At 62.4% G+C, this 26,279-nt stretch carries 25 protein-coding genes; 24 read left to right on the plus strand and 1 reads right to left on the minus strand.

The window, feature by feature from the left end; translation table 11 throughout:
* Positions 1-38: 38 nt before the first annotated feature.
* The 4 genes from ICY20_RS10270 (at position 39) to trxC (ending at position 7,369) form a co-directional block, all read left to right on the plus strand.
* Positions 39-1,781 (plus strand): potassium/proton antiporter, encoded by a 1,743-nt coding sequence (locus ICY20_RS10270; RefSeq protein WP_159962495.1) that lies wholly within the window; start codon positions 39-41, stop codon positions 1,779-1,781.
* Positions 1,782-1,831: 50 nt separating this feature from the next.
* Complete coding sequence (mscK, locus tag ICY20_RS10275; RefSeq protein WP_194937421.1) at positions 1,832-5,215, plus strand: mechanosensitive channel MscK; 3,384 nt, start codon at positions 1,832-1,834, stop codon at positions 5,213-5,215.
* Positions 5,216-5,263: 48 nt separating this feature from the next.
* Positions 5,264-6,727, plus strand: coding sequence for a protein adenylyltransferase SelO (gene selO / locus ICY20_RS10280; protein WP_194937422.1), 1,464 nt, complete (start codon positions 5,264-5,266; stop codon positions 6,725-6,727).
* A gap of 207 nt (positions 6,728-6,934) precedes the next feature.
* Positions 6,935-7,369, plus strand: coding sequence for a thioredoxin TrxC (gene trxC, locus ICY20_RS10285; RefSeq protein ID WP_159962498.1), 435 nt, complete (start codon positions 6,935-6,937; stop codon positions 7,367-7,369).
* Between the two features lie 141 nt (positions 7,370-7,510).
* On the opposite strand, the gene ICY20_RS10290 is transcribed toward trxC, so the two are convergent.
* Positions 7,511-8,281 carry a ParA family protein gene (locus tag ICY20_RS10290; protein WP_159962499.1) on the minus strand — a complete coding sequence of 257 codons (771 nt, stop codon included), beginning with the start codon at positions 8,279-8,281 and terminating at the stop codon, positions 7,511-7,513.
* A 349-nt stretch (positions 8,282-8,630) separates the two neighbouring features.
* Here ICY20_RS10290 and ICY20_RS10295 point away from each other — a divergent pair, with 349 nt between their 5' ends.
* The 20 genes from ICY20_RS10295 to ICY20_RS10390 are packed head-to-tail and all read left to right on the plus strand — an operon-like array spanning position 8,631 to position 25,993.
* Positions 8,631-9,350: a beta-ketoacyl synthase chain length factor gene (locus ICY20_RS10295; protein WP_194937423.1), complete on the plus strand. Its 720-nt coding sequence runs from the start codon at positions 8,631-8,633 to the stop codon at positions 9,348-9,350.
* Positions 9,326-10,138: a lysophospholipid acyltransferase family protein gene (locus tag ICY20_RS10300; protein ID WP_159962501.1), complete on the plus strand. Its 813-nt coding sequence runs from the start codon at positions 9,326-9,328 to the stop codon at positions 10,136-10,138. The genes ICY20_RS10295 and ICY20_RS10300 overlap by 25 nt, the downstream gene beginning before the upstream one ends.
* Positions 10,116-10,385: a phosphopantetheine-binding protein gene (locus ICY20_RS10305; protein WP_105522073.1), complete on the plus strand. Its 270-nt coding sequence runs from the start codon at positions 10,116-10,118 to the stop codon at positions 10,383-10,385. The genes ICY20_RS10300 and ICY20_RS10305 overlap by 23 nt, the downstream gene beginning before the upstream one ends.
* 9 nt (positions 10,386-10,394) lie before the next feature.
* Positions 10,395-10,649, plus strand: a complete 255-nt coding sequence (locus tag ICY20_RS10310; RefSeq protein ID WP_016979215.1) for an acyl carrier protein — start codon at positions 10,395-10,397, stop codon at positions 10,647-10,649.
* Positions 10,646-11,191, plus strand: a complete 546-nt coding sequence (locus ICY20_RS10315; RefSeq protein ID WP_194937424.1) for a COG4648 family protein — start codon at positions 10,646-10,648, stop codon at positions 11,189-11,191. Before ICY20_RS10310 ends, ICY20_RS10315 begins: the two co-directional genes overlap by 4 nt.
* The gene (locus ICY20_RS10320) at positions 11,188-12,858 is read left to right on the plus strand and encodes an acyl-CoA synthetase family protein (protein ID WP_194937425.1); all 1,671 of its coding nucleotides are present in this window, start codon (positions 11,188-11,190) and stop codon (positions 12,856-12,858) included. The genes ICY20_RS10315 and ICY20_RS10320 overlap by 4 nt, the downstream gene beginning before the upstream one ends.
* Positions 12,851-13,585 (plus strand): glycosyltransferase family 2 protein, encoded by a 735-nt coding sequence (locus ICY20_RS10325; protein ID WP_159962504.1) that lies wholly within the window; start codon positions 12,851-12,853, stop codon positions 13,583-13,585. The genes ICY20_RS10320 and ICY20_RS10325 overlap by 8 nt, the downstream gene beginning before the upstream one ends.
* The gene (locus tag ICY20_RS10330) at positions 13,582-14,517 is read left to right on the plus strand and encodes an LpxL/LpxP family acyltransferase (RefSeq protein WP_194937426.1); all 936 of its coding nucleotides are present in this window, start codon (positions 13,582-13,584) and stop codon (positions 14,515-14,517) included. The genes ICY20_RS10325 and ICY20_RS10330 overlap by 4 nt, the downstream gene beginning before the upstream one ends.
* Complete coding sequence (locus tag ICY20_RS10335; protein ID WP_194937427.1) at positions 14,501-16,042, plus strand: HAL/PAL/TAL family ammonia-lyase; 1,542 nt, start codon at positions 14,501-14,503, stop codon at positions 16,040-16,042. The genes ICY20_RS10330 and ICY20_RS10335 overlap by 17 nt, the downstream gene beginning before the upstream one ends.
* The gene (locus ICY20_RS10340) at positions 16,035-16,463 is read left to right on the plus strand and encodes an acyl-CoA thioesterase (RefSeq protein WP_194937428.1); all 429 of its coding nucleotides are present in this window, start codon (positions 16,035-16,037) and stop codon (positions 16,461-16,463) included. The genes ICY20_RS10335 and ICY20_RS10340 overlap by 8 nt, the downstream gene beginning before the upstream one ends.
* On the plus strand, positions 16,457-17,167 hold the full coding sequence (locus ICY20_RS10345; RefSeq protein WP_159962507.1) for an outer membrane lipoprotein carrier protein LolA: 711 nt from the start codon (positions 16,457-16,459) through the stop codon (positions 17,165-17,167). Before ICY20_RS10340 ends, ICY20_RS10345 begins: the two co-directional genes overlap by 7 nt.
* Positions 17,157-19,469, plus strand: coding sequence for an MMPL family transporter (locus ICY20_RS10350; protein WP_194937429.1), 2,313 nt, complete (start codon positions 17,157-17,159; stop codon positions 19,467-19,469). Before ICY20_RS10345 ends, ICY20_RS10350 begins: the two co-directional genes overlap by 11 nt.
* A 33-nt stretch (positions 19,470-19,502) precedes the next feature.
* Positions 19,503-20,750, plus strand: a complete 1,248-nt coding sequence (locus ICY20_RS10355; protein WP_194937430.1) for an NAD(P)/FAD-dependent oxidoreductase — start codon at positions 19,503-19,505, stop codon at positions 20,748-20,750.
* Positions 20,747-21,496: a class I SAM-dependent methyltransferase gene (locus ICY20_RS10360; RefSeq protein ID WP_194937431.1), complete on the plus strand. Its 750-nt coding sequence runs from the start codon at positions 20,747-20,749 to the stop codon at positions 21,494-21,496. Before ICY20_RS10355 ends, ICY20_RS10360 begins: the two co-directional genes overlap by 4 nt.
* Positions 21,493-21,975, plus strand: a complete 483-nt coding sequence (locus ICY20_RS10365) for a hypothetical protein (RefSeq protein ID WP_159962511.1) — start codon at positions 21,493-21,495, stop codon at positions 21,973-21,975. The genes ICY20_RS10360 and ICY20_RS10365 overlap by 4 nt, the downstream gene beginning before the upstream one ends.
* Positions 21,972-23,138, plus strand: a complete 1,167-nt coding sequence (locus tag ICY20_RS10370) for a beta-ketoacyl-[acyl-carrier-protein] synthase family protein (protein ID WP_159962512.1) — start codon at positions 21,972-21,974, stop codon at positions 23,136-23,138. The genes ICY20_RS10365 and ICY20_RS10370 overlap by 4 nt, the downstream gene beginning before the upstream one ends.
* Positions 23,135-23,596, plus strand: a complete 462-nt coding sequence (locus tag ICY20_RS10375) for an ApeP family dehydratase (protein WP_159962513.1) — start codon at positions 23,135-23,137, stop codon at positions 23,594-23,596. The genes ICY20_RS10370 and ICY20_RS10375 overlap by 4 nt, the downstream gene beginning before the upstream one ends.
* Positions 23,593-24,321 (plus strand): 3-oxoacyl-ACP reductase FabG, encoded by a 729-nt coding sequence (gene fabG / locus ICY20_RS10380; RefSeq protein WP_194937432.1) that lies wholly within the window; start codon positions 23,593-23,595, stop codon positions 24,319-24,321. The genes ICY20_RS10375 and fabG overlap by 4 nt, the downstream gene beginning before the upstream one ends.
* Entirely contained in the window at positions 24,321-25,547 is a 1,227-nt protein-coding gene (locus ICY20_RS10385) for a beta-ketoacyl-ACP synthase (RefSeq protein WP_159962515.1), read from the plus strand. The genes fabG and ICY20_RS10385 overlap by 1 nt, the downstream gene beginning before the upstream one ends.
* A gap of 26 nt (positions 25,548-25,573) precedes the next feature.
* Complete coding sequence (locus ICY20_RS10390) at positions 25,574-25,993, plus strand: hypothetical protein (RefSeq protein ID WP_159962516.1); 420 nt, start codon at positions 25,574-25,576, stop codon at positions 25,991-25,993.
* Positions 25,994-26,279 lie beyond the last annotated feature (286 nt).

Here is a 26,279-nt window from a genome sequence, read left to right on the forward strand (position 1 = left end):
GTTTGCGCCCCGTCTTGTTTGCTCATGGAGTACTGCCTTTGAATGCGACGACCATCAACAGCCTGTTCTTGATCGGCGCGTTGCTGGTGAGTGCGAGCATTCTGGTGAGTTCCCTTTCGTCCCGCCTGGGTATCCCGATATTGGTGATCATCCTGGCCGTTGGCATGGTGGCCGGCGTCGATGGCGGCGGCATCATCTTTGATAACTACCCAACCGCCTATCTGGTGGGCAACCTCGCACTGGCGGTGATCCTGCTGGACGGCGGCTTGCGCACGCGGGTGGCGAGTTTCCGAGTGGCACTGTGGCCGGCGTTGTCGCTGGCCACGGTGGGGGTGTTGATTACCACCGGCCTCACCGGCATGGCCGCGGCCTGGCTGTTTGACCTCAATATCATTCAAGGCCTGCTGATCGGCGCCATCGTCGGCTCAACCGACGCCGCCGCCGTGTTCTCGCTGCTGGGCGGTAAGGGCCTGAACGAACGGGTCACCGCCACCCTCGAAATCGAATCCGGCAGCAACGACCCGATGGCGGTGTTTCTCACCGTTACCCTGATCGACATGCTCGCCAGCGGCCAGACCGGCCTGCACTGGAGCCTGCTGACACATTTGGTGCGCGAATTCGGTATCGGCGGCGTGGTCGGTCTGGGCGGCGGCTGGTTGATGCTGCAAATGGTCAACCGTATCAACCTGGCCACTGGCCTGTACCCGATCCTGGTGATCGCCGGCGGCCTGTTCGTATTTGCCGTCACCAACGCCTTGCACGGCAGCGGCTTCCTCGCCGTGTACCTGTGCGGCCTGGTGATCGGCAACCGCCCGGTGCGCAGCCGTCATGGCATTTTGCATATGCTCGACGGCATGGCGTGGCTGGCGCAGATCGGCATGTTTTTGGTGCTGGGCCTGTTGGTCACGCCCCATGACTTGCTGCCGATTGCGTTGCCGGCCCTAGGCCTGGCGCTGTGGATGATTTTGTTTGCGCGGCCACTGTCGGTGATGGTTGGCCTGCTGCCGTTCAAGGCGTTCCACGGGCGCGAAAAAGGCTTTATTGCCTGGGTTGGTTTACGCGGCGCGGTCCCGATTATTCTGGCGGTGTTCCCGCTGATGGCCGGCCTGCCCCATGCGCAGCTGTACTTCAACCTGGCGTTCTTTATCGTACTGGTCTCGCTGCTGGTGCAAGGCACCAGCTTGCCGTGGGTGGCCAAGTTGCTCAAGGTGACCGTACCACCGGACCCGGCGCCGATCTCCCGCGCAGCCCTCGAAGTACACGTCACCAGCGAGTGGGAGCTGTTCGTCTACCGCTTGGGCGCCGAGAAATGGTGCATCGGCGCGGCGCTGCGTGAGCTGAAAATGCCCGAAGGCACGCGCATCGCGGCACTGTTCCGTGGCCAACAACTGCTCCATCCGTCGGGTAGTACGGTGCTCGAAGTCGGCGATCTGCTCTGCGTGATCGGCCATGAACACAACCTGCCGGCCTTGGGCAAACTGTTCAGCCAGGCCCCGCAACGCGGCCTGGACCTGCGCTTTTTCGGCGACTTCGTGCTCGAAGGCGACGCCCAGCTGGGCGCGGTTTCCGCCCTGTATGGCCTGAAGCTTGACGGCATCGACCCGGACATGCCGCTGAGCAGCTTCATCACCCAAAAGGTTGGTGGCGCGCCCATCGTCGGCGACCAGGTGGAGTGGAACAACACCATCTGGACCGTCGCCGTCATGGAAGGGAACAAGATCGGCAAAGTGGGCGTCAGATTCCCCGAAGGAAGTCGCCCGGGCCCCGGACTCTTCCTCTAAACTGCGGGGCGACGACGCCCCCGATTCTTCACCTTGCAAGACCGGTCTCTATGCCAACCCTGCGCACGTTTCTCGCCACTGCCCTGCTGGGCCTGACCCTTTGTGTCGGCACCGTTCACGCGGCCGACCCGCCCAGCGCCGACGCCATCCAGCAAACCCTGGACAAACTGCCCGACCGCAAGCTGCCCGATGCCGACATGAAGGCGTTGCAGACCATTCTGCAACAGACCCTCACGTATCTGGGCAACAAGCAGGATTACGAGCAACGCCTGGTCGACCTCAAGCGCCAACTCGAAGACGCCCCGCGCCAGACCACCGACAACCAGCGCGAACTGACCCGCCTCAAGGCCACCAAAATCATCCCGGTGGCGCAACGCTATGCCACCCTGCCGGTGCCGCAACTTGAGCAACTGCTGGTGCAGCGCACCACCCAGCAGGGCGACCTGCAAAAAGAACTGGCCGATGCCAACAGCCTGAGCATCGCCGCCCAGACCCGCCCCGAGCGCGCCCAGACCGAGATCAGCAGCAGCCAGACCCGCATCTTGCAGATCAATTCGATCCTCAAGGCCGGCAAAGACAACGGCAAGACCCTCAGCAGCGACCAGCGCAATCAGCTAAATGCCGAACTCGCCGCGCTCAACGCGCTGATCCCACTGCGTCGCCAGGAACTGGCCGGCAACAGCCAGCTGCAAGACCTGGGCAACAGCCAGCATGACCTGGTGATGGAAAAAACCGCGCGCCTGGAGCAAGAGATCCAGGACCTGCAAACCCTGATCAACCAGAAACGCCTGGCCCAGTCCCAGCAGACGGTCACCCAGCAGTCCATCGAAGCGCAAAAAGCCGGCGGCAGCAGCCTGCTGGCTACCGAGAGCGCGGCCAACCTGAAGCTGTCCGACTACCTGCTCAAAAGCACTGACCGCCTCAACGACCTGACCCAAAAGAACCTGAAAACCAAGCAACAACTCGACACAGTGACCCAGAGCGATTCCGCCCTGGACGAGCAGATCAACGTGCTCAAGGGCAGCCTGCTGCTGTCCAAGATTCTCTACAAACAAAAGCAAGCGTTGCCGCGCCTCACCGTAGACCGCGACCTGGCGGACGACATCGCCAACATTCGCCTGTACCAGTTCGAGGTCAACCAGCAGCGCGAGCTGATCAGCTCTCCAAGCGCCTATGTGGATAACTTGCTGGCCAATCAATCGCCAGAAGACGTCACGCCGCAGTTGCGCCGCACCCTGCTGGAACTGGCGATCACCCGCAGCGACCTGCTGGAGCGCCTGAGCCGTGAGCTGAGCGCGCTGCTCAATGAATCCATCACCCTGCAACTGAACCAGAAACAACTGCTGAGCACCGCCACCACGTTGCGCGCCACGCTGGACGAGCAGATGTTCTGGATCCCCAGTAACAAGCCGCTGGACACCGAGTGGCTGGAAACCGTGCCGGCGCACCTGAGCAAACAGGTCACCACCCTGCCCTGGGCCTCCAGCGTCAGCGAGCTCTATGATGGCCTGACCCAGCGCCCGCTGCTGTTCCTGCCGCTGTTGCTGTTGATCGGTGCCCTGCTGTGGCGGCGTAAAGCGCTGTACCAGCGCCTGAACAAGGTCCATCAGGACATTGGGCACTTCAAGCGCGACAGCCAGTGGCATACGCCCCAGGCGATCCTGATCAATATCCTGCTGGCGATGCCCGTGGCCCTGGGTTTGGCGCTATGCGGCTATGCGTTGCAAATCGACGCCCGCGGGCAAAACGCCAACCTGGGGGCGGCGCTGCTGCAAATCGCCCAGGCGTGGATGGTGTTCTACACCGCTTACCGCATCCTGGCGCCGGGCGGCGTGGCCGAGTTGCACTTCCGTTGGGAAAAGCCCCAGGTCGAATTCCTGCAAGGCTGGGTACGCAAGCTTGGCTTGGTGGTGCTGGCCCTGGTGGCCGTGGTGGCAATTGCCGAGCTGCAACCTGCGGCGCTGGCCGACGACGTGCTGGGCATCGGCGTGGTGCTGACCTGCTACGCGCTGATGGCCTGGTTGCTGGGCCGCTTGCTGCTCAACAGCCCCACCCACGAAAAAGCCTCCCTGTTTCGCAAGGCCGTGGGCCTGCTGTTTACCGCGTTGCCCATCGCGCTGTTTATTGCCGTGTGTTTCGGCTACTACTACACCGCGCTCAAGCTCAGCGACCGGTTGATCAACACCCTATACCTGCTGATGTTCTGGCTGGTGATCGAAGCCACGTTCGTCCGCTGGTTGAGTGTTGCCGCACGGCGCCTGGCCTACGCCCGCGCCCTGGCCAAACGCCAGGCGGCCAAGGAAGCCGGCGAAGGCGAAGCGGTAATCGAAGAGCCGACCCTGGACATCGAAAAGGTCAACGAACAATCCCTGCGCTTGATTCGCCTGGCCTTGCTAGGCGGCTTTATCGCAGCGCTGTACTGGGTGTGGTCTGACTTGATCTCGGTGTTTTCCTACCTCGACAACGTCACCCTCTACGAATACACCAGCGGCACCGGCGCCAATATCAGCATGGTGCCCATCAGCATCGGCGACTTGCTCGGTGCGCTGATCATCATCGGCATCACCTTCGCCCTGGCGCGCAACCTGCCCGGTTTGCTGGAGGTACTGGTGCTGTCCAAGCTGGACCTGGCCCAGGGCAGCGCCTACGCGACCACCACGTTGCTGTCGTATGTGATTGCCGGCGTGGGCTTTGTCTCGACGCTGTCGACCCTCGGCGTGAGCTGGGACAAGCTGCAATGGCTGGTGGCGGCGCTGTCGGTGGGGTTGGGCTTCGGGATGCAGGAGATTTTCGCCAACTTTATCTCCGGCATCATGATTTTGTTCGAGCGCCCGGTGCGCATTGGCGACACGATTACCATCGGCAACCTGTCGGGCACGGTGAGCAAGATTCGCATCCGCGCCACCACGATCACCGACTTTGATCGCAAGGACATCATCGTCCCGAACAAGACGTTTATCACCGGGCAACTGATCAACTGGTCGCTGACCGACACCATCACCCGCGTCACACTCAAACTCGGCGTGGACTACGGCTCTGATCTTGATCTTGTGAAGGAATTGCTGCTCAAGGCTGCGCGAGAAAATCCGCGAGTGCTCAAAGAGCCCGAGCCCCACGTGTACTTCCTCAACTTCGGTGAAAGCACGCTGGACCACGAACTGCGTATGCACGTGCGCGACCTGGGCGACCGAAACCCGGTGCTCGACGAGGTCAACCGCTACATCAACCGTGAGTTCAAGAAGCAGCACATCAACATCTCGTTCCGACAGATGGAGGTGTACCTCAAGAACATGCACGGCCAGGAATACAAGCTGGTGCCGGTGGAGGACGATCGCAAAACCATCGTGCCGCCCGCTCCAACCCCCGACGCACCCGAGCCGCCCGCCGGCAACATCGCGGATGCGCCAGAGCCGCCGCCGAGCAAACTCGACTAACCGCGCTATCCCCAGCAGAATGCTCGGACATTCTGCTGGAGATGGCCGGTGAAAGCCCTCGACGAACTGACCTTCGACAACCGCTTCGCACGCTTGGGCGACGCGTTCTCAACCCATGTACTGCCTGAACCCCTCGACGCGCCGCGCCTTGTAGTGGCCAGCAATGCCGCCATGGCGCTGCTCGACCTCGACCCGGCCGTGGCCGAAACACCGGTGTTTGCCGAGCTGTTTGGCGGGCACAAACTGTGGGCCGAGGCCGAGCCACGGGCGATGGTCTACTCCGGGCACCAGTTTGGCGGCTACACCCCTCAGTTGGGGGATGGCCGGGGGTTGTTGCTGGGCGAGGTGTACAACGCGGCCGGCGAGCACTGGGACTTGCATCTCAAGGGCGCCGGGATGACGCCTTACTCACGCATGGGCGATGGCCGTGCCGTGTTGCGCTCTTCGATCCGTGAGTTCCTGGCCTCCGAGGCCCTGCATGCACTGGGCATCCCCAGCAGCCGCGCACTCTGCGTGATCGGCTCCGACACCCCGGTATGGCGTGAAAAACAGGAACGTGGCGCGATGGTGCTGCGTATGGCCCCCAGCCATATCCGCTTCGGGCATTTCGAATACTTCTACTACACCAAAAAGCCCGAGCAGCAGGCGCTGCTGGCCGAGCATGTGCTGAACCTTCACTACCCTGAATGCCGTGAACAGCCCGAACCCTACTTGGCGATGTTCCGCGAAATCGTTGAACGCAATGCCGAGCTGATCGCCAAGTGGCAGGCCTACGGTTTCTGCCATGGGGTGATGAACACCGACAATATGTCGATCCTGGGCATCACCTTCGACTTCGGGCCGTTCGCGTTCCTGGATGACTTCGACGCGCACTTCATCTGCAACCATTCCGACCATGAAGGCCGTTACTCCTTCAGTAACCAGGTGCCCATCGGGCAGTGGAACCTCAGCGCATTGGCGCAGGCGTTGACGCCGTTTATCAGCGTGGATGCGTTAAAAGAAGCGCTGGGGCTGTATCTGCCGTTGTATCAGGCCAACTACCTGGACTTGATGCGCCGCCGACTGGGACTGACCACCGCTGAAGATGATGACCAGAAACTGGTCGAGCGGTTATTGAAGCTGATGCAGAACAGCGGCGTGGATTACACCTTGTTCTTCCGTCGCCTGGGGGATGAGTCGGCGGCGCTGGCCGTGACGAAGCTGCGCGATGACTTTGTCGACCTGGCCGGGTTTGATGCCTGGGCTGAGCAGTACAAGTCGCGTGTTGAACGGGATGGGGAGTACAGCGAAGAACAGCGCCGTGCGCGGATGCATGCGGTGAACCCGCTGTATATCTTGCGCAACTACTTGGCGCAGAACGCCATTGCTGCCGCCGAGTCTGGGGATTACAGCGAAGTGCGGCGCCTGCATGAGGTGCTGTCCAAGCCGTTCGAGGAGCAAGCGGGGATGGAGCAATACGCGCAGCGGCCGCCGGACTGGGGCAAGCATTTGGAGATTAGTTGTTCGTCGTAGACGCTATTCCTGTAGTGAGCGGGCTTGCCCCGCGTTGGGCTGCGAAGCGGCCCTAATTCGGCCGAAGCGTTCTTCCAGATAGATCCTGATTGTCTGGTTTTTGGGCCGCTACGCAGCCCAGCGCGGGGCAAGCCCGCTCACTACAACCTTGATAAATATCTGCGCTGGCTCCACATAGAGCCTATTGGCCATTATCAGGAGCCCACCATGTCCGAACCTCTTGTAATCCCCTGCCCCCACTGCAACGGCCTCAACCGCATACCCGGCGAACGCCTGGGTGATGCGCCCAAGTGCGGGCGCTGCAAGCAGCCGGTTTTGTCGAACACGCCGTTTGAGCTCAAGCAAGGCGACTACGCCAGCCAGATCAAGGGTGATTTGCCGCTGCTGGTGGATGTGTGGGCCGAGTGGTGCGGGCCGTGTAAATCGTTCGCGCCGGTGTTTGAGCAGGCGGCTGGGCAGTTGGAGGGTAAGTGCCGGTTGGCCAAGCTGGACAGCGAGGCGAATCAGCAGTTGTCGGCGCAGTTGGGGATTCGGTCGATTCCCAGTTTGATTCTGTTCAAGAACGGCCGCGAAGTGGCGCGCCAGAGTGGGGCGTTTCCGTTGCCGCAGTTGATGGCGTGGCTGCGTAGCCAGGGCGTGTAACCCGACCCTCAAAGCAACACAGATCAAATGTGGGAGGGGGCTTGCCCCCGATTGCAGTGTGTCAGGCAATACAAGTGCTGACTGAACCACCGCTATCGGGGGCAAGCCCCCTCCCACAGGGGATTTCAGTTGCCTGTTAGATCACGCGTTTTCCAGCAGGTTATGCAATTCCACAAACTGCTGCGTCAGCTTATGCCGTGGGTCCAGGTGAATCAGCGGCTTGCTCTCCTGGTGCGACTCACGCATACGCACGGAGCTGGCGAGGTACACCGGCAATACCGGCAAACCCTCTGCAATCAACTCATCCAGCATCTGCTGCGGCAACGTCGCCCTGGCTTGGAACTGATTGACCACGATGCCTTCCACTTCGAGGCCTTCGTTGTGGTCTTCCTTCAACTCTTCAATTTCAGACAGAAGGCCGTACAGCGCCTGGCGCGAAAAACTGTCGCAATCGAAAGGGATCAAAACACGATCAGCGGCGATCAACGCCGAAACCGCATAAAAATTCAGCGCTGGCGGAGTATCCAGGTAGATCCGGTCGTAGTCTTCGGCCAGCTCGTCCAGCAACTTTCGCAGCTTGTTGATCTTGTGCTTGGCCTCAAGCTTGGGCTGCAAATCGGCCAACTCCGCGGTAGCGGTGATCACATGCAGGTTGTCGAAGGGCGTTTCGTAGATATCCACCTTGTTCTTCTTCGAAAACGGCCCGGAAGACAGGGTTTGCTTGAAAAAATCCGCGATACCCATGGGGATATCATTGCCAGTCAGCCCCGTGAGGTACTGGGTTGAGTTGGCTTGCGCATCGAGGTCCACCAACAGGGTCCGATAGCCTTCGCTGGCGCTGACCGCCGCCAGGTTGCAGGCAATACTGGACTTGCCCACGCCGCCTTTCTGATTGAACACCACGCGCCGCATGGAAAAACCTCCGTGTATCAATGAATGTCCGAGTGTAGAGGGCAAAAGCGCCTGTTAGCTACCTTGTTCATCCATGCATTGCTGCATCACGGGCTACCAGTGCTATTAGCAGTCATACACCACCGACACATTAAACAGAACAGTCCGACAACCCCTGTTGCTCTCAGGTAAAGGACAATCCATAACTCTTTCCCACCTATTTGTAATCAGCCTTGAACATTTCTTTACCAAAATTTGCTAGAAGCCCACGGCACCGGGATAATGCGCGCCATTCGGCTATTGCTCCCTGTCCCGGTATTCGGGGCCAACAGCCGCACATGGAAGCCCGCAGGGGCGGGATAATCTCTCAGTGATCACTTTCAACATCGCCCAATGGCGCGCATGGGCCCCAGGGCTCGAAAGCGTGGACGACTGGCAAGCCTGGTGCCAGACCCCGGTGTTGCTGCCCGTAAGCGAAGCCTCCCCTGACGTATCGTTCCTGCCGGCCATGCAGCGCCGTCGCCTCAGCCGTTTGGCGCGCATGGCGTTCAGTGTGGGCTGGCCGTTGGCCGAGGGTTTGAAGGATCTGCCGCTGGTGTTCATCTCCCGGCATGGCGAAACCCCACGCACCCTCGACATCCTCAGCGACCTAGCCAACGACCAGCCACTGTCGCCCACCCAGTTCAGCCTGTCGGTGCATAACGCGGTGATCGGCCTGTGGTCGATCCTGCGTAACGAAACCAGTGAAATGACCGCCCTCGCTGCTGCTGGCGACGGCCTGGAGCACGGCATGCTCGAAGCCGCCGCACTGCTCAACGAAGGCGCGCCAGCGGTCTTGTTGGTGATCACCGAAGAGCAGCCGCCCGAAGCGTATGCCCGTTGGATCAAAGACGTGCCGTTCCCCTACGCCCTTGGCCTGTTGGTGACGCCGGGCGACGAGTGGCAGTTGGAACTGAGCGCGGGCACTGTCCAACCCACTCAAACCCAGTGGCCCCATGCCCTGAACCTGCTGCGCGCCCTGCTCACCGAGCAGGCCGACTGCCAACATGCCTGGAAGAATCGCGTATGGAACTGGCAACGCAAACCGTGACCGACAAACCACGGGACGCTTACTACTGGCGCCTGTTCGCCACTGCCGCCAGCTTCTTTGTCTTCGGCGTCGGCGGCCTGTGCCTGCGCTTGCTGGTGTTTCCGCTGCTCAGTTGCCTGCCGGGCAGTGCCGAAACGCACCAGCGCCGTGCCCGCCATACCATCAGCAGGCTGTTCTGGTTCTTTATTCGCATGATGCAACGCTTTGGTGTGCTCACCTACAGCGTCGAGGGTGCCGAGAAACTCGGTCGTCCCGGCCAGATGATCGTCGCCAATCACCCGTCGCTGATCGACGTGGTGTTCTTGATTGGCTTGATGCGCCAGACCAACTGCGTGGTCAAGCAGAGCCTGTTTCAAAACCCGTTCATGCGCGGGCCTGTGCGCGACGCAGGCTATATCAGCAATGACGGCAGCGCCGATATGCTTGATGCCGCTGCCGACGCCCTGCGTGAAGGCCAGACCCTGATCATCTTCCCGGAAGGCACCCGCACCACACCCGGCGCGACGCCTGCCTTTCATCGCGGGGCCGCCGCCATTGCGCTGCGTGGTGCGACAATCGTGACCCCGGTGGTGATCAAGGTCAGCCCCACCACCCTGACCAAAGCCGAACCCTGGTATCGCATCCCAAAACGCCGCTTTCACTTTAGTTTGCGCGTGGGTGCCGATATAGAACCACAGGCGTTCGCAACACTGGGGCCCGCGCCCCAGGCCTCACGCAAGCTCAACGATTACCTGCATGACTATTTTATTAAGGAGCTCGCCGAAGATGAGCGACCAACAACGCCTTGAGTACGACATAAAGACGCTGATCATCGAGGCCCTGGGCTTGGAAGACATCAGTGTCGACGACATCGGTAGCGACCAGACTCTATTTGGCGAAGGCCTGGGCCTGGACTCGGTAGACGCCCTCGAATTGGGCCTGGCGATCCAGAAAAAGTACGGCATCAAGATAGATGCCGACGCCAAGGACACCCGCAATCACTTCACCAACGTGGCCAGCCTTGCGGCGTTCGTCACGGCCCGACAGGCAGCTTGAGACCGTACCATGCAAACTCGTGACGATATTTTCAACACCCTGCGCGATGCCTTGGTGGAACTGTTTGAACTGCCACCGGAACGCGTCACCCTCGACGCCAACCTGTACCAGGACCTGGAAATCGACAGCATCGACGCCGTGGACTTGATCGACCATATCAAGCGCCAGACCGGCAAAAAAATCGCTGCCGAGGAATTCAAGGCGGTGCGCACCGTGAACGACGTGGTTGAGGCCGTGTACCGCCTGGTCACACCTGCCGCATGAGCCGGCTGATCGGCCTCGGCCTGTTGCTGGCGGGGCTGCTGTACCCCTTTGCGGTGTATTACGGCACCGAGCACTTTGCGCCGTGGCAATTCGGCCTGCTGCTGGGCAGCCTGTGGCTGTTGCGCGCACTCACCGGGGCGCGCCGCCCCGGCAGTCGCTGGATGGCGTTGGTGGTGATCGTGTTCTGCCTGCTGTTGGCCTGGTTCGACAACCCGCACCTGTTGCGTTGGTACCCGAGCCTGGTCAGCGCGTTCATGTTGTCGCTGTTTGGCTTGAGCCTCAAATATGGCCCGCCGATGGTGGAGCGCCTGGCGCGCATGACCGACCCCGTATTACCACCCCATGCCATCGTGTACACCCGCCAGGTCACCGTGGTGTGGAGTGTGTTTTTTCTGTGTAATGGCCTGCTCGCCGCCGCCCTCACCCTGTGGGCGCCGCTGAGTTGGTGGACGTTGTACAACGGCCTCATCGCCTACGGGTTGATGGGCCTGTTGTTTGCCGTGGAATGGCTAATACGACAAAGGGTTCGAGGCCGCGTATGAAAGGGTTGAAACTTGAGCACTTGCTGCTTGAGCCGTTGGAACAGCGTTGGGTGACCACCGAACCTGCAATGAATCATGCCCAGCTGTGGGAGCAATCCCTGAGCCTGGCGGCGGGCCTGCAAGCCCGTGGCGTGCAACGCCTGGCCGTGCACCTGGAAGACGCCGGCCTGTTGGCGATTGCCTTGCTGGGCGCCTGGCGGGCCGGGGTCAGCGTGTTGCTGCCTGCCGATCTGCAACCCCAGACACGCCAACGCTGGAACACAGCCGTTGACGCCTGGCTGACCGAGGCCGCCGATCTCGACGCGCTGTATCAACCGCCGTTGAGCGCTGCGGCGCTGGATCTGGACGCGTGCCAATTGAGCCTGTGCACCTCGGGCTCCAGCGGCGAACCCAAGCGCATCGACAAGTCCCTGCGCCAGTTGGCCAACGAAGTCGATGCCCTGGAGACGTTATGGGGCCTCGACCTCAAAGACGCCTGCATCATCGGCAGCGTTGCCACCCAACATATCTACGGCCTGCTGTTTCGCGTGTTGTGGCCGTTGTGCGCCGGTCGCACCTTTGTGCGCAAGCAACTGGCCTTTCCCGAGGATTTGCAGCGCGCCAGCCGTGAACACCCACAGTTCGCCTGGGTGGCCAGCCCGGCGCTGCTCAAGCGCATGGGCGACAACCTCGACTGGCCTGCACTGAGCCAGGTGTCACGGGTGTTTTCGTCCGGCGGCGCCTTGCCCGTCGAGGCCGCCGGCGAACTGTACGACCGCCTGCAGCAATGGCCGACAGAGATCCTTGGCAGCTCGGAAACCGGTGGCATCGCCTGGCGCCAAGGCGCGCAGCCCTGGCAGCCGTTCGCCGATGTCGTGTTGAGCCAGGACGCCGATGGCGCCCTGCGTATCGCCTCGCCCTACTTGCCCGCCGGGCATATCGAGCAGACCGCCGACGCTGCGCGCATCCACGCCGATGGCCGCTTCGAACTGCTCGGCCGTCTGGACCGCATCGTCAAACTGGAAGAAAAACGTATCTCCCTGCCCATGCTGGAACACGCGCTGATGGCTCACCCTTGGGTCGCCGAAACGCGCCTGGGCGTGGTACAGGAAAACCGCGCCTCCCTCGGCGCACTGGTGGTGTTGAGCGCCGAGGGCCTGCACGCCCTGCGCAATCAAGGGCGGCGCACGCTGACCCAAACGTTGCGCCAGCATCTGAGCCAGCATTGCGAAGCGCTGGCACTGCCGCGTCGTTGGCGTTTGCTGCGCCAGTTACCGCTCAACAGCCAAGGCAAACTGCCCCAGGCACACGTCGAGGCGCTGCTGCTGGCACCACGGCCAAAAGCCCCGGAAGTGCTGCAGCAAGTCGAAGCCAATGGCGAGTGGACACTGCAACTGAGCATTCCGCCGGACCTGGCTTACTTCAGCGGCCACTTCCCGGTCACGCCAGTGCTGCCGGGCGTAGTGCAAGTGGAATGGGCGTTCAACCTCGGCCAGCAACTGCTCGACTTGCCAGCGACCTTCGGTGGGATGGAAGTGCTCAAGTTCCAGCAATTGGTACGGCCGGGTGATGCGATCGAACTGCACCTGCGCTTTGATCAGGAACGCGGCAAGCTGTACTTCGCCTATCGCAACGGTGTTGCGGCCTGCTCCAGTGGCCGCATCCTGCTGGAGACTGCGCATGCATAAGCCCTGCGCGCTAATCCCGGTCTACAACCACGAAGCGGCCGTGCCAGCCGTGGTCCAAAGCCTGTTGAACAGCGGCCTGCCCTGCCTGTTGGTGGACGACGGCAGCAGCCCGGCCTGCGCGGCAGTGTTGGCGCAATTGGCGACCCTGGATAACGTCACCCTGTTAACCCTGCCCACCAACCAAGGCAAGGGCGGCGCCGTGATGGCGGGTTTTCGCGAAGCGGCACGCCTGGGTTTTACTCACGCCCTGCAAGTGGACGCCGACGGCCAGCACGACCTGCGTGAAGTCGAGACCTTTATCGACACCTCCCGCAGGCACCCCGACGCCATCATCTGCGGCTATCCCGAATACGACGACAGCGTGCCCAAGGGCCGCCTGTACGCGCGCTACCTGACCCACGTGTGGGTGTGGATCAACACCCTGTCGCTGCAGATCCGCGATTCGATGTGCGGCTTTCGCGCTTACCCGCTGGCACCGGTGCTGGCGCTGATGGACTCGGCCTACATCGGCACGCGCATGGATTTCGACTCCGACATTCTGGTGCGCCTGGCCTGGCGCAACCAGCCGATGCGCTGGCTGCCGACCCGCGTGCATTACCCCGCCGATGGCCTGTCGCACTTCCGCTTGTTCCGCGACAACGTGCGCATCTCGGCCATGCACACCCGGTTGTTCTTCGGCATGCTGGTGCGCGCGCCGATGATCCTGTGGCGACGGTGGCAGGCATGAGTGACAGCACCAAGCACTGGGCCGACCGCGAGGAGCGCGGCAGCTACTGGCTGATGAAGCTCACCGCGTTCGCCGCCAAGGTGCTCGGCCGCCGAGTGTTGAGCCCGGTGCTGTACGCCATCGTGCTGTACTTCTTCCTGTTCGGCCGTACCGCACGCCAAAGCGCCTGGCAGTATCAGCAGCGCCTGGCTGATTGGAGCGGGCGTGACGACCTGCGCCCTACTCACCGCCGAGTGTTCGGCCAGTTCATGGCCTTCGCCGACTCATTGCTCGACAAGCTCGACGTGTGGAACGGCAAGCTGCGCCTGGAACAGATCGAGATCAACGACCCGACGCAATTGCGCGGGCAACTGCGCGGCGAACGTGGGCAGATGCTGGTGGGCGCGCACTTGGGCAACCTGGAAGTGTGCCGTGCGCTGGCCGAGATCGGCGAGCAAGTGACCATGAACGTGCTGGTGCACACCAAGCACGCCGAACAATTCAACCGCTTGCTGGGCGAAGCCGGGGCGACCCACTTGCGCCTGATCCAGGTCAGCGAGCTGGACCCGGCCACCATGCTGCTGCTCAGCCAGCGCCTGGACGACGGCGAGTGGCTGGCCATCGCCGGTGACCGCGTGCCGCTGCACGGCGGGCGCACGGTGCGGGTGGATTTTCTCGGCCATGACGCCGCCTTCCCCCAAGGCCCGTGGCTGTTGGCTGGTTTGCTCAAGTGCCCGGTGAACCTGCTGATGTGCCTCAAGCACAACAACCGCTATCGCCTGACCATCGAGCCTTTCGCTCAATTGATCGAGTGGAAGCGAAATACCCGCGAGCAGGTCATAGCCCTGTGGACCGCGCGCTACGCCGCACGCCTGGGCCAGTTCTGCCTGGAAGCGCCCCAACAATGGTTCAACTTTTACCCTTTCTGGAAGACCGATGACGACGCATCTTGAGCCGGTAACCTTTGGCGAACGCCCTTTGCGCATCGAAGACGTGCTGGCCCTGGCCAACCGTCAGGCGCCTACCCAATTGCAGGGCGATGCCGCGTATCGCCAGCGTATCGCCAAGGGCGCGCAGTTCCTCGACTCGCTGCTGGACAAGGAAGGCGTGATCTATGGCGTCACCACTGGCTACGGCGACTCGTGCGTAGTGGCGGTGCCGTTGCAGCACGTCGAGGCGCTGCCCCGCCATCTGTACACCTTCCACGGTTGCGGCCTGGGCAAACTGCTGGATGCACAAGCCACCCGCGCCGTGCTGGCAGCGCGTTTGCAATCGCTGTGCCACGGCGTGTCCGGGGTGCGTGTGGAATTGCTTGAGCGCTTGCACGCGTTCCTCGAACACGACGTGCTGCCGCTGATCCCCGAAGAAGGCTCGGTGGGCGCCAGCGGTGATTTGACGCCGTTGTCCTACGTGGCCGCGACCTTGTCTGGCGAGCGCGAAGTGATGTTCCGTGGCGAACGTCGCCAAGCCGCCGACGTGCATCGTGAGCTGGGTTGGGACCCGCTGGTGTTGCGCCCCAAGGAAGCCCTGGCACTGATGAACGGCACCGCGGTGATGACCGGCCTCGCCTGCCTGGCCTTCGCCCGCGCCGACTACCTGCTGCAACTGGCCACGCGCATCACCGCGTTGAACGTGGTGGCGCTGCAAGGCAACCCGGAACACTTCGACGAACGCCTGTTCGCCGCCAAGCCGCACCCAGGGCAGATGCAAGTCGCCGCCTGGTTGCGCAAGGATTTGGCCATCGACGCACCGACCGCGCCGCTGCATCGCTTGCAAGACCGTTACTCACTGCGCTGCGCGCCCCACGTCCTCGGCGTGCTGGCCGACAGCCTGAACTGGCTGCGTTCGTTCATCGAAATCGAACTCAACAGCGCCAACGACAACCCGATCATCGACGCCGAGGAAGAGCGCGTATTGCACGGCGGCCACTTCTACGGCGGCCACATCGCCTTCGCCATGGACAGCCTCAAGACCCTGGTGGCCAACGTCGCCGACCTGCTCGACCGCCAGCTCGCGCTGCTGGTAGACGTGCGCTACAACCATGGCTTGCCGAGCAACCTGTCCGGCGCTCCAGCTGATCGCGCCATGATCAACCACGGTTTCAAGGCCGTGCAGATCGGCACCAGCGCCTGGACCGCCGAAGCGCTGAAAAACACCATGCCCGCCAGCGTGTTTTCGCGCTCCACCGAGTGCCATAACCAGGACAAAGTGAGCATGGGCACCATCGCCGCCCGCGATGCGATCCGCGTGCTGGAGCTGACCGAACAGGTCACCGCCGCCACCCTGCTCGCGGCCAACCAGGGCGTGTGGCTGCGTGCCCAGGCCGAGGATGCGCGCCCACTGCCACCCGCATTGGCCGCGATGCACGAACAACTGGCCCAAGACTTCCCGCCGGTGATCGAAGACCGCGCCCTGGAAGGCGAACTACGCCTATGCCTGCAACGCATCGCCGCGCAACACTGGAGGCTGCATGCGTAGCCCCGGTGTGTTGCATTGCGACACTGAAATCCTCGTGCCGTTTTTTGACGTCGACACCATGAACGTCGTCTGGCATGGGCATTACGTGAAGTACCTGGAAGTGGCGCGCTGCGCGCTGCTGGACAAGATCGGCCACAACTACACGGCCATGCTCGAAGCGGGCTACGCATGGCCGGTGATCGACATGCAACTGCGCTACGTGCGCGGCGCCGTGTTCGGCCAGACCATCAACGTGCGCGCCAGTTTGGTGGAGTGGGAGAATCGCTTGAAGGTCAATTACCTGATCACCGACTTGGCCAGCGGCGAGCGGTTGACCCGCGCCAGCACCGTGCAAGTGGCCGTGGACGTCGCCAGCCGCGAGATGCAACTGGCTTCCCCCACAATATTCACCGACGCCGTCGAAAGGGCCTTGAAATGCTGACCCCTGTGGGAGCGGGCTTGCCCGCGAAAATCGCCAACGATAACGCGGGTCGCCTGACACTACGCGGCGTCCTCAGGTTCTTCGCGGGCAAGTCGAATCGTCGCACCGCCGCTCCCACATGGATCGCGTTTATTGTGTTGTTAAGCGTTACGGGCACGGCTCACGCTTTTGACTTGCAACAACTCAGCGACCAGCTTGCCAAACCCTCCGTGATCCACGGCAATTTCACCCAGGAGAAACACCTGCGCGCACTGCCCCAACCCCTGGTCAGCAAAGGCACCTTCGTGCTGGCCAAGGACCACGGCCTGCTGTGGCTGCTCAAAACTCCATTGCAACAGGACTACCGCATCAGTGCCCAAGGCATCGCCCGGCGCGATGCCACCGGTTGGCAGTTGCTGCCCAACAAGAGCGCCGGCGCCGAGCAGAATCGCCTATTCCTCGCCGTGCTTCAGGGCGACAGCAGCGGCCTGCAACGTGACTTCGAGCTGCAACTGCAAGGCGAAGCCAAGCAATGGAAGCTGACCCTGACCCCACGCTCGCTGCTGCTCAAGCAGGTCTTCACCCAGATCAATATCGACGGTGGCGACCTGGTACAAAGCATCGAGTTGCTGGAAACCCAGGGCGACAGCACCTTACTGCGCATGCAAGACAGCCATGCCGACCTGCCGTTGACCGAAGCGGAGCAACACGACTTTGCCCAGTGAGCGCTTGCTGCCGCGCCTGTTCCTGATCCTGCTGGTGGCCGTGCTGGCACTGGCTGGCTGGCAGTGGCGCCACGGTGCGCCGCTGTCGGCCAACTTGATGGAGCTGGTACCAGGCAACACACCTGATGCCCTGGAACTGCAAGCCGAACAGCGCATGCAAGAGCCACTCAACCGCGAAATGCTGGTGCTGGTGGGGCATGCCGACCGCCAACAAGCAGTGGCCGTGGCCCAACAGTTAGGCGAACAATGGCAAGCCAGCGGCCTATTTGAAAAGGTGCAGTGGAACCTGCAAGCCGATCTCCCTGCATTGCGCGAGCAACTGCTGCGCGGGCGCCTGGCGATGCTCTCGGCCAAGGACCGCGAACAACTGATCGCGCAGCCCGACGCGTTTATCCAACAACGCGTGCAAGCCTTGTTCGACCCCTTCACCGGCTTCAGCCTGGTGCCCAGTCAAGACGATTGGCTGGGCCTGACCGGGCGCATCCAGAACAGCCAGCCACAACACGGCTCAGTGCAACTGGACATCGGCAGCGGCGCACTGATTGCCGATGCCGATGGCAAGAGCTGGGTGCTGCTGCGTGCGCGCACCACCGGCAATGCCTTTGACATGAAACTGCCGCTGCAAGTGGCGGATCTGCTCCAGGCCAGCCGCGCACAAGCCAGTGAGCACGACGCGCAATTGCTCGCCGCCAGTGGCCTGCTGTATGCCGCCAATGGTCAGCAGCAAGCCACACGGGAAATGACGTGGGTGGGCGGCGGCGCGTCCGTTGGCATCCTGTTGTTGCTGTTGCTCGCGTTCCGGCGTTGGCGGGTGTTGCTCGCCTTCGTGCCGGTGCTGGTGGGCATGCTGTTTGGCGCGGTGGCGTGTGTGGCGGTGTTTGGCCATATGCATGTGATGACGTTGGTGCTGGGCTCCAGCCTGATCGGCGTGGCGGTGGATTACCCGCTGCATTACTTGTCCAAGAGCTGGAGCATGAAGCCTTGGCGCAGTTGGTCGGCGCTGCGCATCACCTTGCCGGGGCTGAGCCTGAGCCTGGCCACCAGTTGCATCGGCTATCTGGCGCTGGCGTGGACGCCGTTCCCGGCGCTGACACAGATCGCCATATTCTCCGCTGCCGGCTTGGTGGGTGCGTACCTGTCTGCCGTCTGCCTGCTGCCCGCCTTGCTCAAGGGCGTCGAGTTACGCCCGGCGCAATGGCCGCTGCGCATCGCCGAGGGTTTGTGGCAGACGCGTGCATCATTGCTCAAGCGCGTACCAAGCCCGGCGTTGCTGGTGCTGCTGTTGCTGTTTTGCGCAGGTGGCCTGTGGCACTTGAACAGCAAAAACGATATTCGCCAATGGATAGGCGCACCGCCGCAGTTGCTGCAAGAAGCGCAGGCCGTGGCGCGGATTACCGGGTTCCAACCCACCAGCCAGTTCTTCCTGGTGCGCGCAGAGAATCAGCAGCAGTTGCTGGAGCGTGAAAGCACCCTGGGCCAGCGGCTGGACCAACTGGTCAACATGGACAAGCTCCAGGGTTACTTGTCGCTCAATCAACTGGTCAGCCGGCCCGCCGAGCAGCAACAACTGCGTGATGCATTGAACGCGTTGCCCCAACACTGGCAACCGTTGCTGGACCTGGGCGTGCCCGTCAGCGCCCTGCAGGCCGAAGTCGCGCAACTGCAAGCGCTGCCCACTCAAGACATCGACGCTGCGCTGGCGGGCCCAATGGCCGAGCCATGGCGCACGCTGTGGCTGGGCCCGGTTGAAGGCGGCGTGGCGGCGATGGTCAGCCTGCAAGGCCTGAACAACTCGGCGCTGCTGCGGGTGCAGGCGCTGGATTTACCAGGGGTGCAACTGGTGGACCGCTTGGGCGATTTGAACCGGGTGTTTGCCGACACGCAGATCAGCGCCGCCGAATTGAAGTTGATGTCGTGCGTTTTGATCGTGCTGCTGCTGATCCTGCCGTTCGGCTTTGGCGGTGCGTTGCGCATCGTCGCCCTGCCGCTTCTGGCGGCGCTGTGCAGCCTGGCCAGCCTGGGTTGGCTGGGCCAGCCGCTGACGCTGTTCAGCCTGTTCGGGTTGCTGCTGGTCACGGCCATCAGCGTTGACTACGCAATCTTGATGCGCGAGCAGATCGGCGGGCCGGCGGTCAGCCTTCTTGGCACGCTGCTGGCTGCGCTGACGACCTGGTTGTCGTTTGGCCTGCTGGCGGTGTCCAGCACACCCGCGGTGAGTAATTTCGGCCTGTCGGTCAGCCTGGGCCTGGCATTCAGCTTTATGCTGGCGCCCTGGGCCGGGCAACAGAAACACGCCTTATGAATATGATTATCGCCAATGCGGCAAGGAGCCCTCGTGCCCACAGTTGAAATGGAACGTCGCCAGGTGGTGGTGATCGGTGCCGGTCCGTCCGGGGCCATCGCCGCCGCACTGTTAAAGCGCAAAGGGCATGATGTATTGATCATTGAGCGCCAGCATTTCCCACGGTTCTCGATTGGCGAAAGCCTGCTGTCACACTGCATCGACTTTATCGAAGAAGCCGGCATGCTCGACGCCGTGCAGGCCGCCGGCTTCCAGCTGAAAACCGGTGCCGCGTTCGCCTGGGGCGAGCGCTACAGCGCGTTTGATTTCAGCGATACGTTCAGCAACGGCAAGCCCACCACCTTCCAGGTGCAGCGCGGCGAGTTCGACAAGTTGCTGGCAGATCAAGCGGCGCTGCAAGGCGTGGAAATTCGCTACGGCGAAACCATCGTCGGCGTGGATTTCAGCGGTGACTGCCGCTACCTGCATGTACGCCGCGAGAACGGCAGCGAGTACCACCTCAAGGCCAGGTTCGTACTCGATGCCAGCGGCTACGGCCGTGTGTTGCCGCGCCTGCTGGACCTGGACTTGCCATCTGATTTCCCCGTGCGCCAGGCGGTATTCACCCACGTTGAAGACCACATCGAACACCCAGGCTTCGACCGCACCAAGATTCTGGTAACGACCCATCCGACGAAACGCGACATCTGGTTCTGGACCATCCCGTTCAGCAACGGCCGCTGCTCGGTGGGCGTGGTCGCCGCCAAGGAGCATTTCGACGGCCGCGACAGCGACCTCGACGCCTGCCTGCGCAGCTTCATCGACGAAACCCCAAGCCTGTCCGGTGTGCTGCAAAACGCCGTGTGGGATACCCCGGCGCGCACCATCGGCGGCTATGCGGCCAACGTCAAAACCCTGCACGGCCCAGGCTTTGCGCTGTTGGGCAATGCGGCGGAGTTCCTCGACCCGGTGTTCTCTTCCGGCGTGACCATCGCCATGCGCTCGGCGAGCATGGCCGCCGGTCTCTTGCATCGCCAACTGACGGGCGAAACCGTGGACTGGGAAACCGAGTTTGCCGTACCGCTCAAGCGCGGTGTCGACACCTTCCGCTGCTACGTCGAAGGCTGGTACGCCGGCACGTTCCAGGATGTGATCTATCACCCTGACAGCTCGCCGGAGATCCGCCGGATGATCTGCTCGATCCTCGCCGGCTACGCGTGGGATGAGCGCAACCCGTTTGTCAGCGAGCCCAAGCGGCGGCTGCGGATGTTGTCGGAAATTTGTGCGAGCGAGCCGGTATGAGCAGCCCTTCTCTTGAAAAAAACTACCTCAGTAAAAACTACGTCGAAGAAACCAGGTTTGGCTTCTGGTTCCTGCGCAGCCACACCTGGCAGCACCATGTATTGCGCGTGGCGATCAACGACCTGCGCAGCCTGTTCAGCGACCCGCTGCCACAAGCCCCCGTGTTGCTGGACGCCGGTTGCGGCCAGGGCAAGTCGTTCCAGTATCTGCGCCAGGTGTTCGCCCCTGAACGCCTGATCGGCCTGGACGCCGACCCCCATAGCCTGGAGTTGAGCAGGGCCGAGGCCGCACGCCAGGGCATGGCAGTGGAGCTGATCGGTAGCGACTGCGCCACCCTTGATGTGCCGGACGAAAGCGTCGATATCCTGTTCTGCCACCAGACTTTCCACCACTTGGTCGAACAGCATCGCGCCCTCAAAGAGTTCTACCGTGTGCTCAAGCCGGGTGGCTATCTGCTGTTTGCCGAGTCCACCGAGGCCTATATCGACACGTGGGTGATCCGCTGGCTGTTCCGCCACCCGATGCACGTACAAAAAAGCGCTGAAGAGTACCTGGAGATGATTCGCGAACAGGGCTTTGAATTCGGCCCGCAGAACGTGTCGTACCCTTACTTGTGGTGGAGCCGTTCCAGCGATTTCGGCCTGTTGGAACGCTGGGGCCTGCGCAAGGCGCCGCCGGTGGGTCAGCGTGAAGAAACCCTGGTGAACTGCGTGGCCCGCAAACCCTTGGCGAGCACCGCTCCATGATCCGTATGTTGCTGATCGGCTGCCTGTTGCTGCTGAGCGCCTGCGCCAGCCAGCCGCCGCTGCCCGAGAAACCACCGACCCTGGCGCTGCCGATGCAACTGCATGTGCAACGCCAGGCTGACGGCCAGAGCCAGGATTGGCTGCTGGTGATCCAGCGCGAAGGCGGTGGCATTCGCTGGTCGATGATGGACCCGTTGGGCATCCCCCAGGCCCGGCAGAAGCTGATCGATGGGCAGTGGCAGGCCGATGGTTTGCTGCCGCCCAACCCACAGGCCCGCGAGTTGTTTGCGGCGCTGCTGTTTGCGCTGGCCTCGGCCGATGACCTGCGCGCGCTTTACCCGACCGCACAAGCCAGAGACCTGACGCGCACGCTGCCGGGCCATTGGCAGATCGTGTATCAATCTTCCCAGGTGTTCAGCGTGAACATGAGCGGGCAGCCCTTGAGCTACCGCATCACACCACTGGGAGCCGCACGATGACTGCCTACCTCAACGCCCTCGGCGTGATCTGCGCCCTCGGCCGTGGCCAGGCCGACGTCAGCCGCAGCCTGTTTGCCGGTGACTGCTCGGGCATGCGCGCCGAGAGCGGCTGGGTGCCGGAGCGCGTGTTGCCGGTGGGTGGCGTGCAGGGCGAGCTGGCGATCATCCCGCCGCAGCTGGGCCAGCAGAGCAGCCGCAATAACCAGTTGCTGCTGGAAGCCGCTTTGCAGATCGAGGGCGAGCTGCGTCAGGCGATCACCACCTACGGCGCGTCGCGGGTCGGCGTTGTGCTCGGCACCAGCACGTCGGGCATCGACGAGGCCAGCCGCGGTATCGCTCATTACCTACGGGAAAATCAGTTCCCCGGCGACTACGACTACCAGCAACAAGAACTCAGCGCCCCGGCCAACTTCCTCGCCGACTGGCTGCAACTCTGCGGCCCGGCCTATGTGATTTCCACCGCCTGCACCTCCAGCGCCCGCGCGCTGATGAGTGCCCAGCGCCTGCTGGACCTGGGGGTATGCGATGCGGTGATCTGCGGCGGCGTCGACAGTTTGTGCAAGTTGACCCTCAATGGCTTCAGTGCGTTGGAAGCGGTGTCGAACGAGCGCTGCAACCCGTTTTCGGCGAACCGCAACGGCATCAATATCGGTGAAGCGGCGGTGCTGTTTCTGATGACCCGGCAACCGGCGCCCATTGCCCTGCTGGGCAGCGGCGCCAGCTGCGATGCGCACCATATCTCGGCGCCCGAGCCCAGCGGCAAAGGTGCGTTGCAGTCGATGCGCAAGGCCCTGGCCAGCGCGAAATTGCAGCCTGAGCAGATCGGTTACCTGAACCTGCACGGCACCGCCACCCAACACAACGACGCCATGGAAAGCCTGGCCGTCGCCAACCTGTTCCCTACCGGGGTGACCTGCTCATCGACCAAACCCATGAGCGGCCACACCCTGGGCGCAGCCGGCGCGCTGGAAGCGGCGTTCTGCTGGCTGAGCCTGGCCCACGGCGTGGTGCCGCCCCACGTGTGGGACGACCAGCCCGACCCGGCACTGCCCGCCTTGAAATGGGCACGCCTGGGCGACACCCTGGAAAAACCCCGCCTGATGAGCAACTCGTTTGCCTTTGGCGGCAACAACGTCAGCCTGATTATCGGAGAGGCCCCATGACCCCTTGGCCACTCGCTGAACTGCTGCCCCACGCCGGCGATATGATCCTGATCGATCAAGTGCTGTCGTTCGATGAAGAGCAGATTCACACCCGCGTTACCGTCAAGCCCGGCGGCCTGTTCAACCGTCCAGACGGCAGCCTGCCAGCCTGGGTCGGCATTGAGCTGATGGCACAAAGTGTCGCGGCATATGCAGGGTGCCGCGCACGCCAGAAAGGCCAAGCCGTGGAACTGGGCTTCCTGTTGGGCACACGTAAATTCGAGTGCAATGTGGAGCACTTCCCGGCCGGCGCCGAGCTGACCATCCACGGCCTGCGCTCGTTGGAAGACGACAACGGCATGGGTGTGTTCGAATGCCACCTCACCGGCAACGGCATCCAGGCCAGCGCGCGCTTGAACGTATTCCGACCGCCCCAGGCGGCCAACTATTTAGATGAATCGAAGGACGAAACGCCATGACTGAATCCGTACTGGTCACCGGCTCCAGCCGTGGTATCGGCCGCGCTATCGCCCTGCGCCTGGCTCAGGCCGGGCATGACATCGTGCTGCATTGCCGCAGTGGCCGTGCCGAGGCCGACGCGGTTCAGGTCGAAATCCAGGCCCTGGGCCGCCAGGCGCGGGTGCTGCAATTCGATGTGGCGGACCGTGGTGCGTGCAAGGAAATCCTGGAAGCCGACGTTGAGCAACACGGCGCCTATTACGGCGTGGTGCTCAACGCCGGCCTGACCCGCGACGGCGCGTTCCCGGCCTTGTCCGAAGACGACTGGGACGTGGTGATGCGCACCAACCTCGACGGTTTCTACAACGTGCTGCACCCGGTGATGATGCCGATGATTCGTCGTCGCGCCGCCGGGCGTATCGTGTGCATCACGTCGGTGTCCGGTTTGATCGGCAACCGTGGCCAGGTCAACTACAGCGCCTCCAAAGCCGGTTTGATCGGCGCAGCCAAGGCGTTGGCGATCGAACTGGGCAAGCGCAAGATCACCGTCAACTGCGTCGCACCCGGCTTGATCGACACTGCGATGCTGGATGAAAACGTACCGGTGGAAGAACTGATGAAGATGATCCCCGCGCAACGCATGGGCACCCCTGAAGAGGTGGCGGGCGCGGTGAATTTCCTGATGTCGGCCGAGGCCGGTTATATCACCCGCCAGGTCTTGGCCGTGAACGGAGGCCTGTGCTGATGAAACGCGTCGTAGTGACCGGCATGGCCGGTATGACTTCTCTGGGCGGCGATTGGGCGACCATCTCGGCCAACTTTCGCGCCAACCGCAGCGGCATCCGGCGCATGGACGAGTGGGACCGTTTTACCGAATTGAATACGCGTCTGGCCGGGCCAATTGACGATTTTGTCGTGCCCGCCCACTGGACCCGCAAGCAACTGCGCAGCATGGGCCGCGTCTCGCGCCTGGCGGTGTGGGCGGCGGAGCAGGCGTTGCAGGACGCGGGTTTGCTGGGTGACGAATCGATCAAGGACGGGCGCATGGGCGTGGCCTGTGGCTCGTCCACCGGCAGCACCGACGAGATCAAGGCGTTCGGCAATATGCTGCTGAACTCGGTGGCCGAGGGGCTTAATGCCAACTCCTACGTGCGCATGATGCCCCACACCACGGCGGCGAATATCAGCATCTTCTTTGGCCTGACCGGGCGGCTGATCCCCACGTCCAGCGCCTGCACCAGCGGCAGCCAGGGCATCGGCTATGCCTATGAGGCAATCAAGTTCGGGCGCCTGCCGTTGATGCTCGCCGGCGGCGCCGAAGAGCTGTGCCCTACCGAAGCCATGGTGTTCGACGCGCTCTATGCCACCAGCCTGAAAAACGATGCACCGCAGACCAGCCCACGCCCTTACGACGCCGGCCGCGATGGCCTGGTGATCGGTGAAGGCGGCGGCATGCTGGTGCTGGAAGAACTGGAACACGCCCTGGCGCGCGGTGCGCATATCCACGCCGAACTGGTGGGCTTTGGCAGCAACGCCGACGGCCAGCACACCACGCGCCCGGAGCAGAAAACCATGCGCCGTGCGATGGAGTTGGCGCTGGAAGACGCGGGCCTGGAACCCTCTGCCATCGGCTACGTCAACGGTCATGGCACCGCCACCGACCAAGGCGACATTGCCGAAACCCTGGCCACCAGCAGCCTGTTCGGCAGCCGCATGCCTATCAGCTCGCAGAAGAGCTTCCTGGGGCATACCCTGGGCGCCTGCGGGGCATTGGAATCGTGGTTCAGCATCGAAATGATGAACCGCAACCAGTATGTGCACACCTTTAACCTGGAGTCCGTCGACCCACAATGCGGCGAGCTGGACTACCTGCAAGGTGAGTTCCGCGAGATGCACCACGACTACGTCATGAACAACAACTTTGCCTTTGGCGGCGTGAACACGTCGCTGATCTTTCGCCGCTGGTCCTGACTTTTAAACCGATTGGAGAATACGGAATGTCTTCCTTGATACGCGCCACCCTGATCACCCTGGCCCTGTTGACCACCGCCGGCTGCACCAGCAAGCCGATCCTCAACACCCAGCACGAATTGCCGGCCAACAACCAGGTCAGCGACGAAAAGATGAAAACCATCATCGTCAACGCCCTGCAAAAGCGTAACTGGACGGTTCAACGCCTGAGCCCGCAACTGGTACAGGCCGAGATCAACGTGCGTAACCAGTACTACGCCGCCATCGACATTCGCTACACCCGCAATAGCTACGCCATCACCTACCGCGACAGCCGCGACCTGGGCTACAAGGACGGCAAGATCCACCGCAACTACAACCGCTGGGTGAGCATGCTGGACCGCGACATCATGGCGGCGTTGCGTAGCAATGGTGTGAATGTGTCGGATACTTCGCCGCAGAACTGAAATCTGCGCTATCAGGTTTCGCAAAATCTGTGGCGAGGGAGCTTGCGCCCTCGCCACGCAAAGCGATTTGTGGCTCTTCAGAAACGACAAAGGGCGCCTTTCGGCGCCCTCTTCACAAACAGGCTGGCTTGTCATCGCCGCTTCCTGCCTGGCTCTGCGATGGCTGGTTACCCAGGATCCTCAGAGTCTCACAAGCCCCTTTCGGGAGCGTGGGCAGTATGCCTGAAGTCACCCCAACCGGAAAACACCGAAGATCAAATGTGGGAGCTGTCGAGCTTTAGCGAGG

The sequence above is a fragment of the Pseudomonas pisciculturae genome (assembly GCF_015461805.1).
Classification (GTDB): domain Bacteria; phylum Pseudomonadota; class Gammaproteobacteria; order Pseudomonadales; family Pseudomonadaceae; genus Aquipseudomonas; species Aquipseudomonas pisciculturae.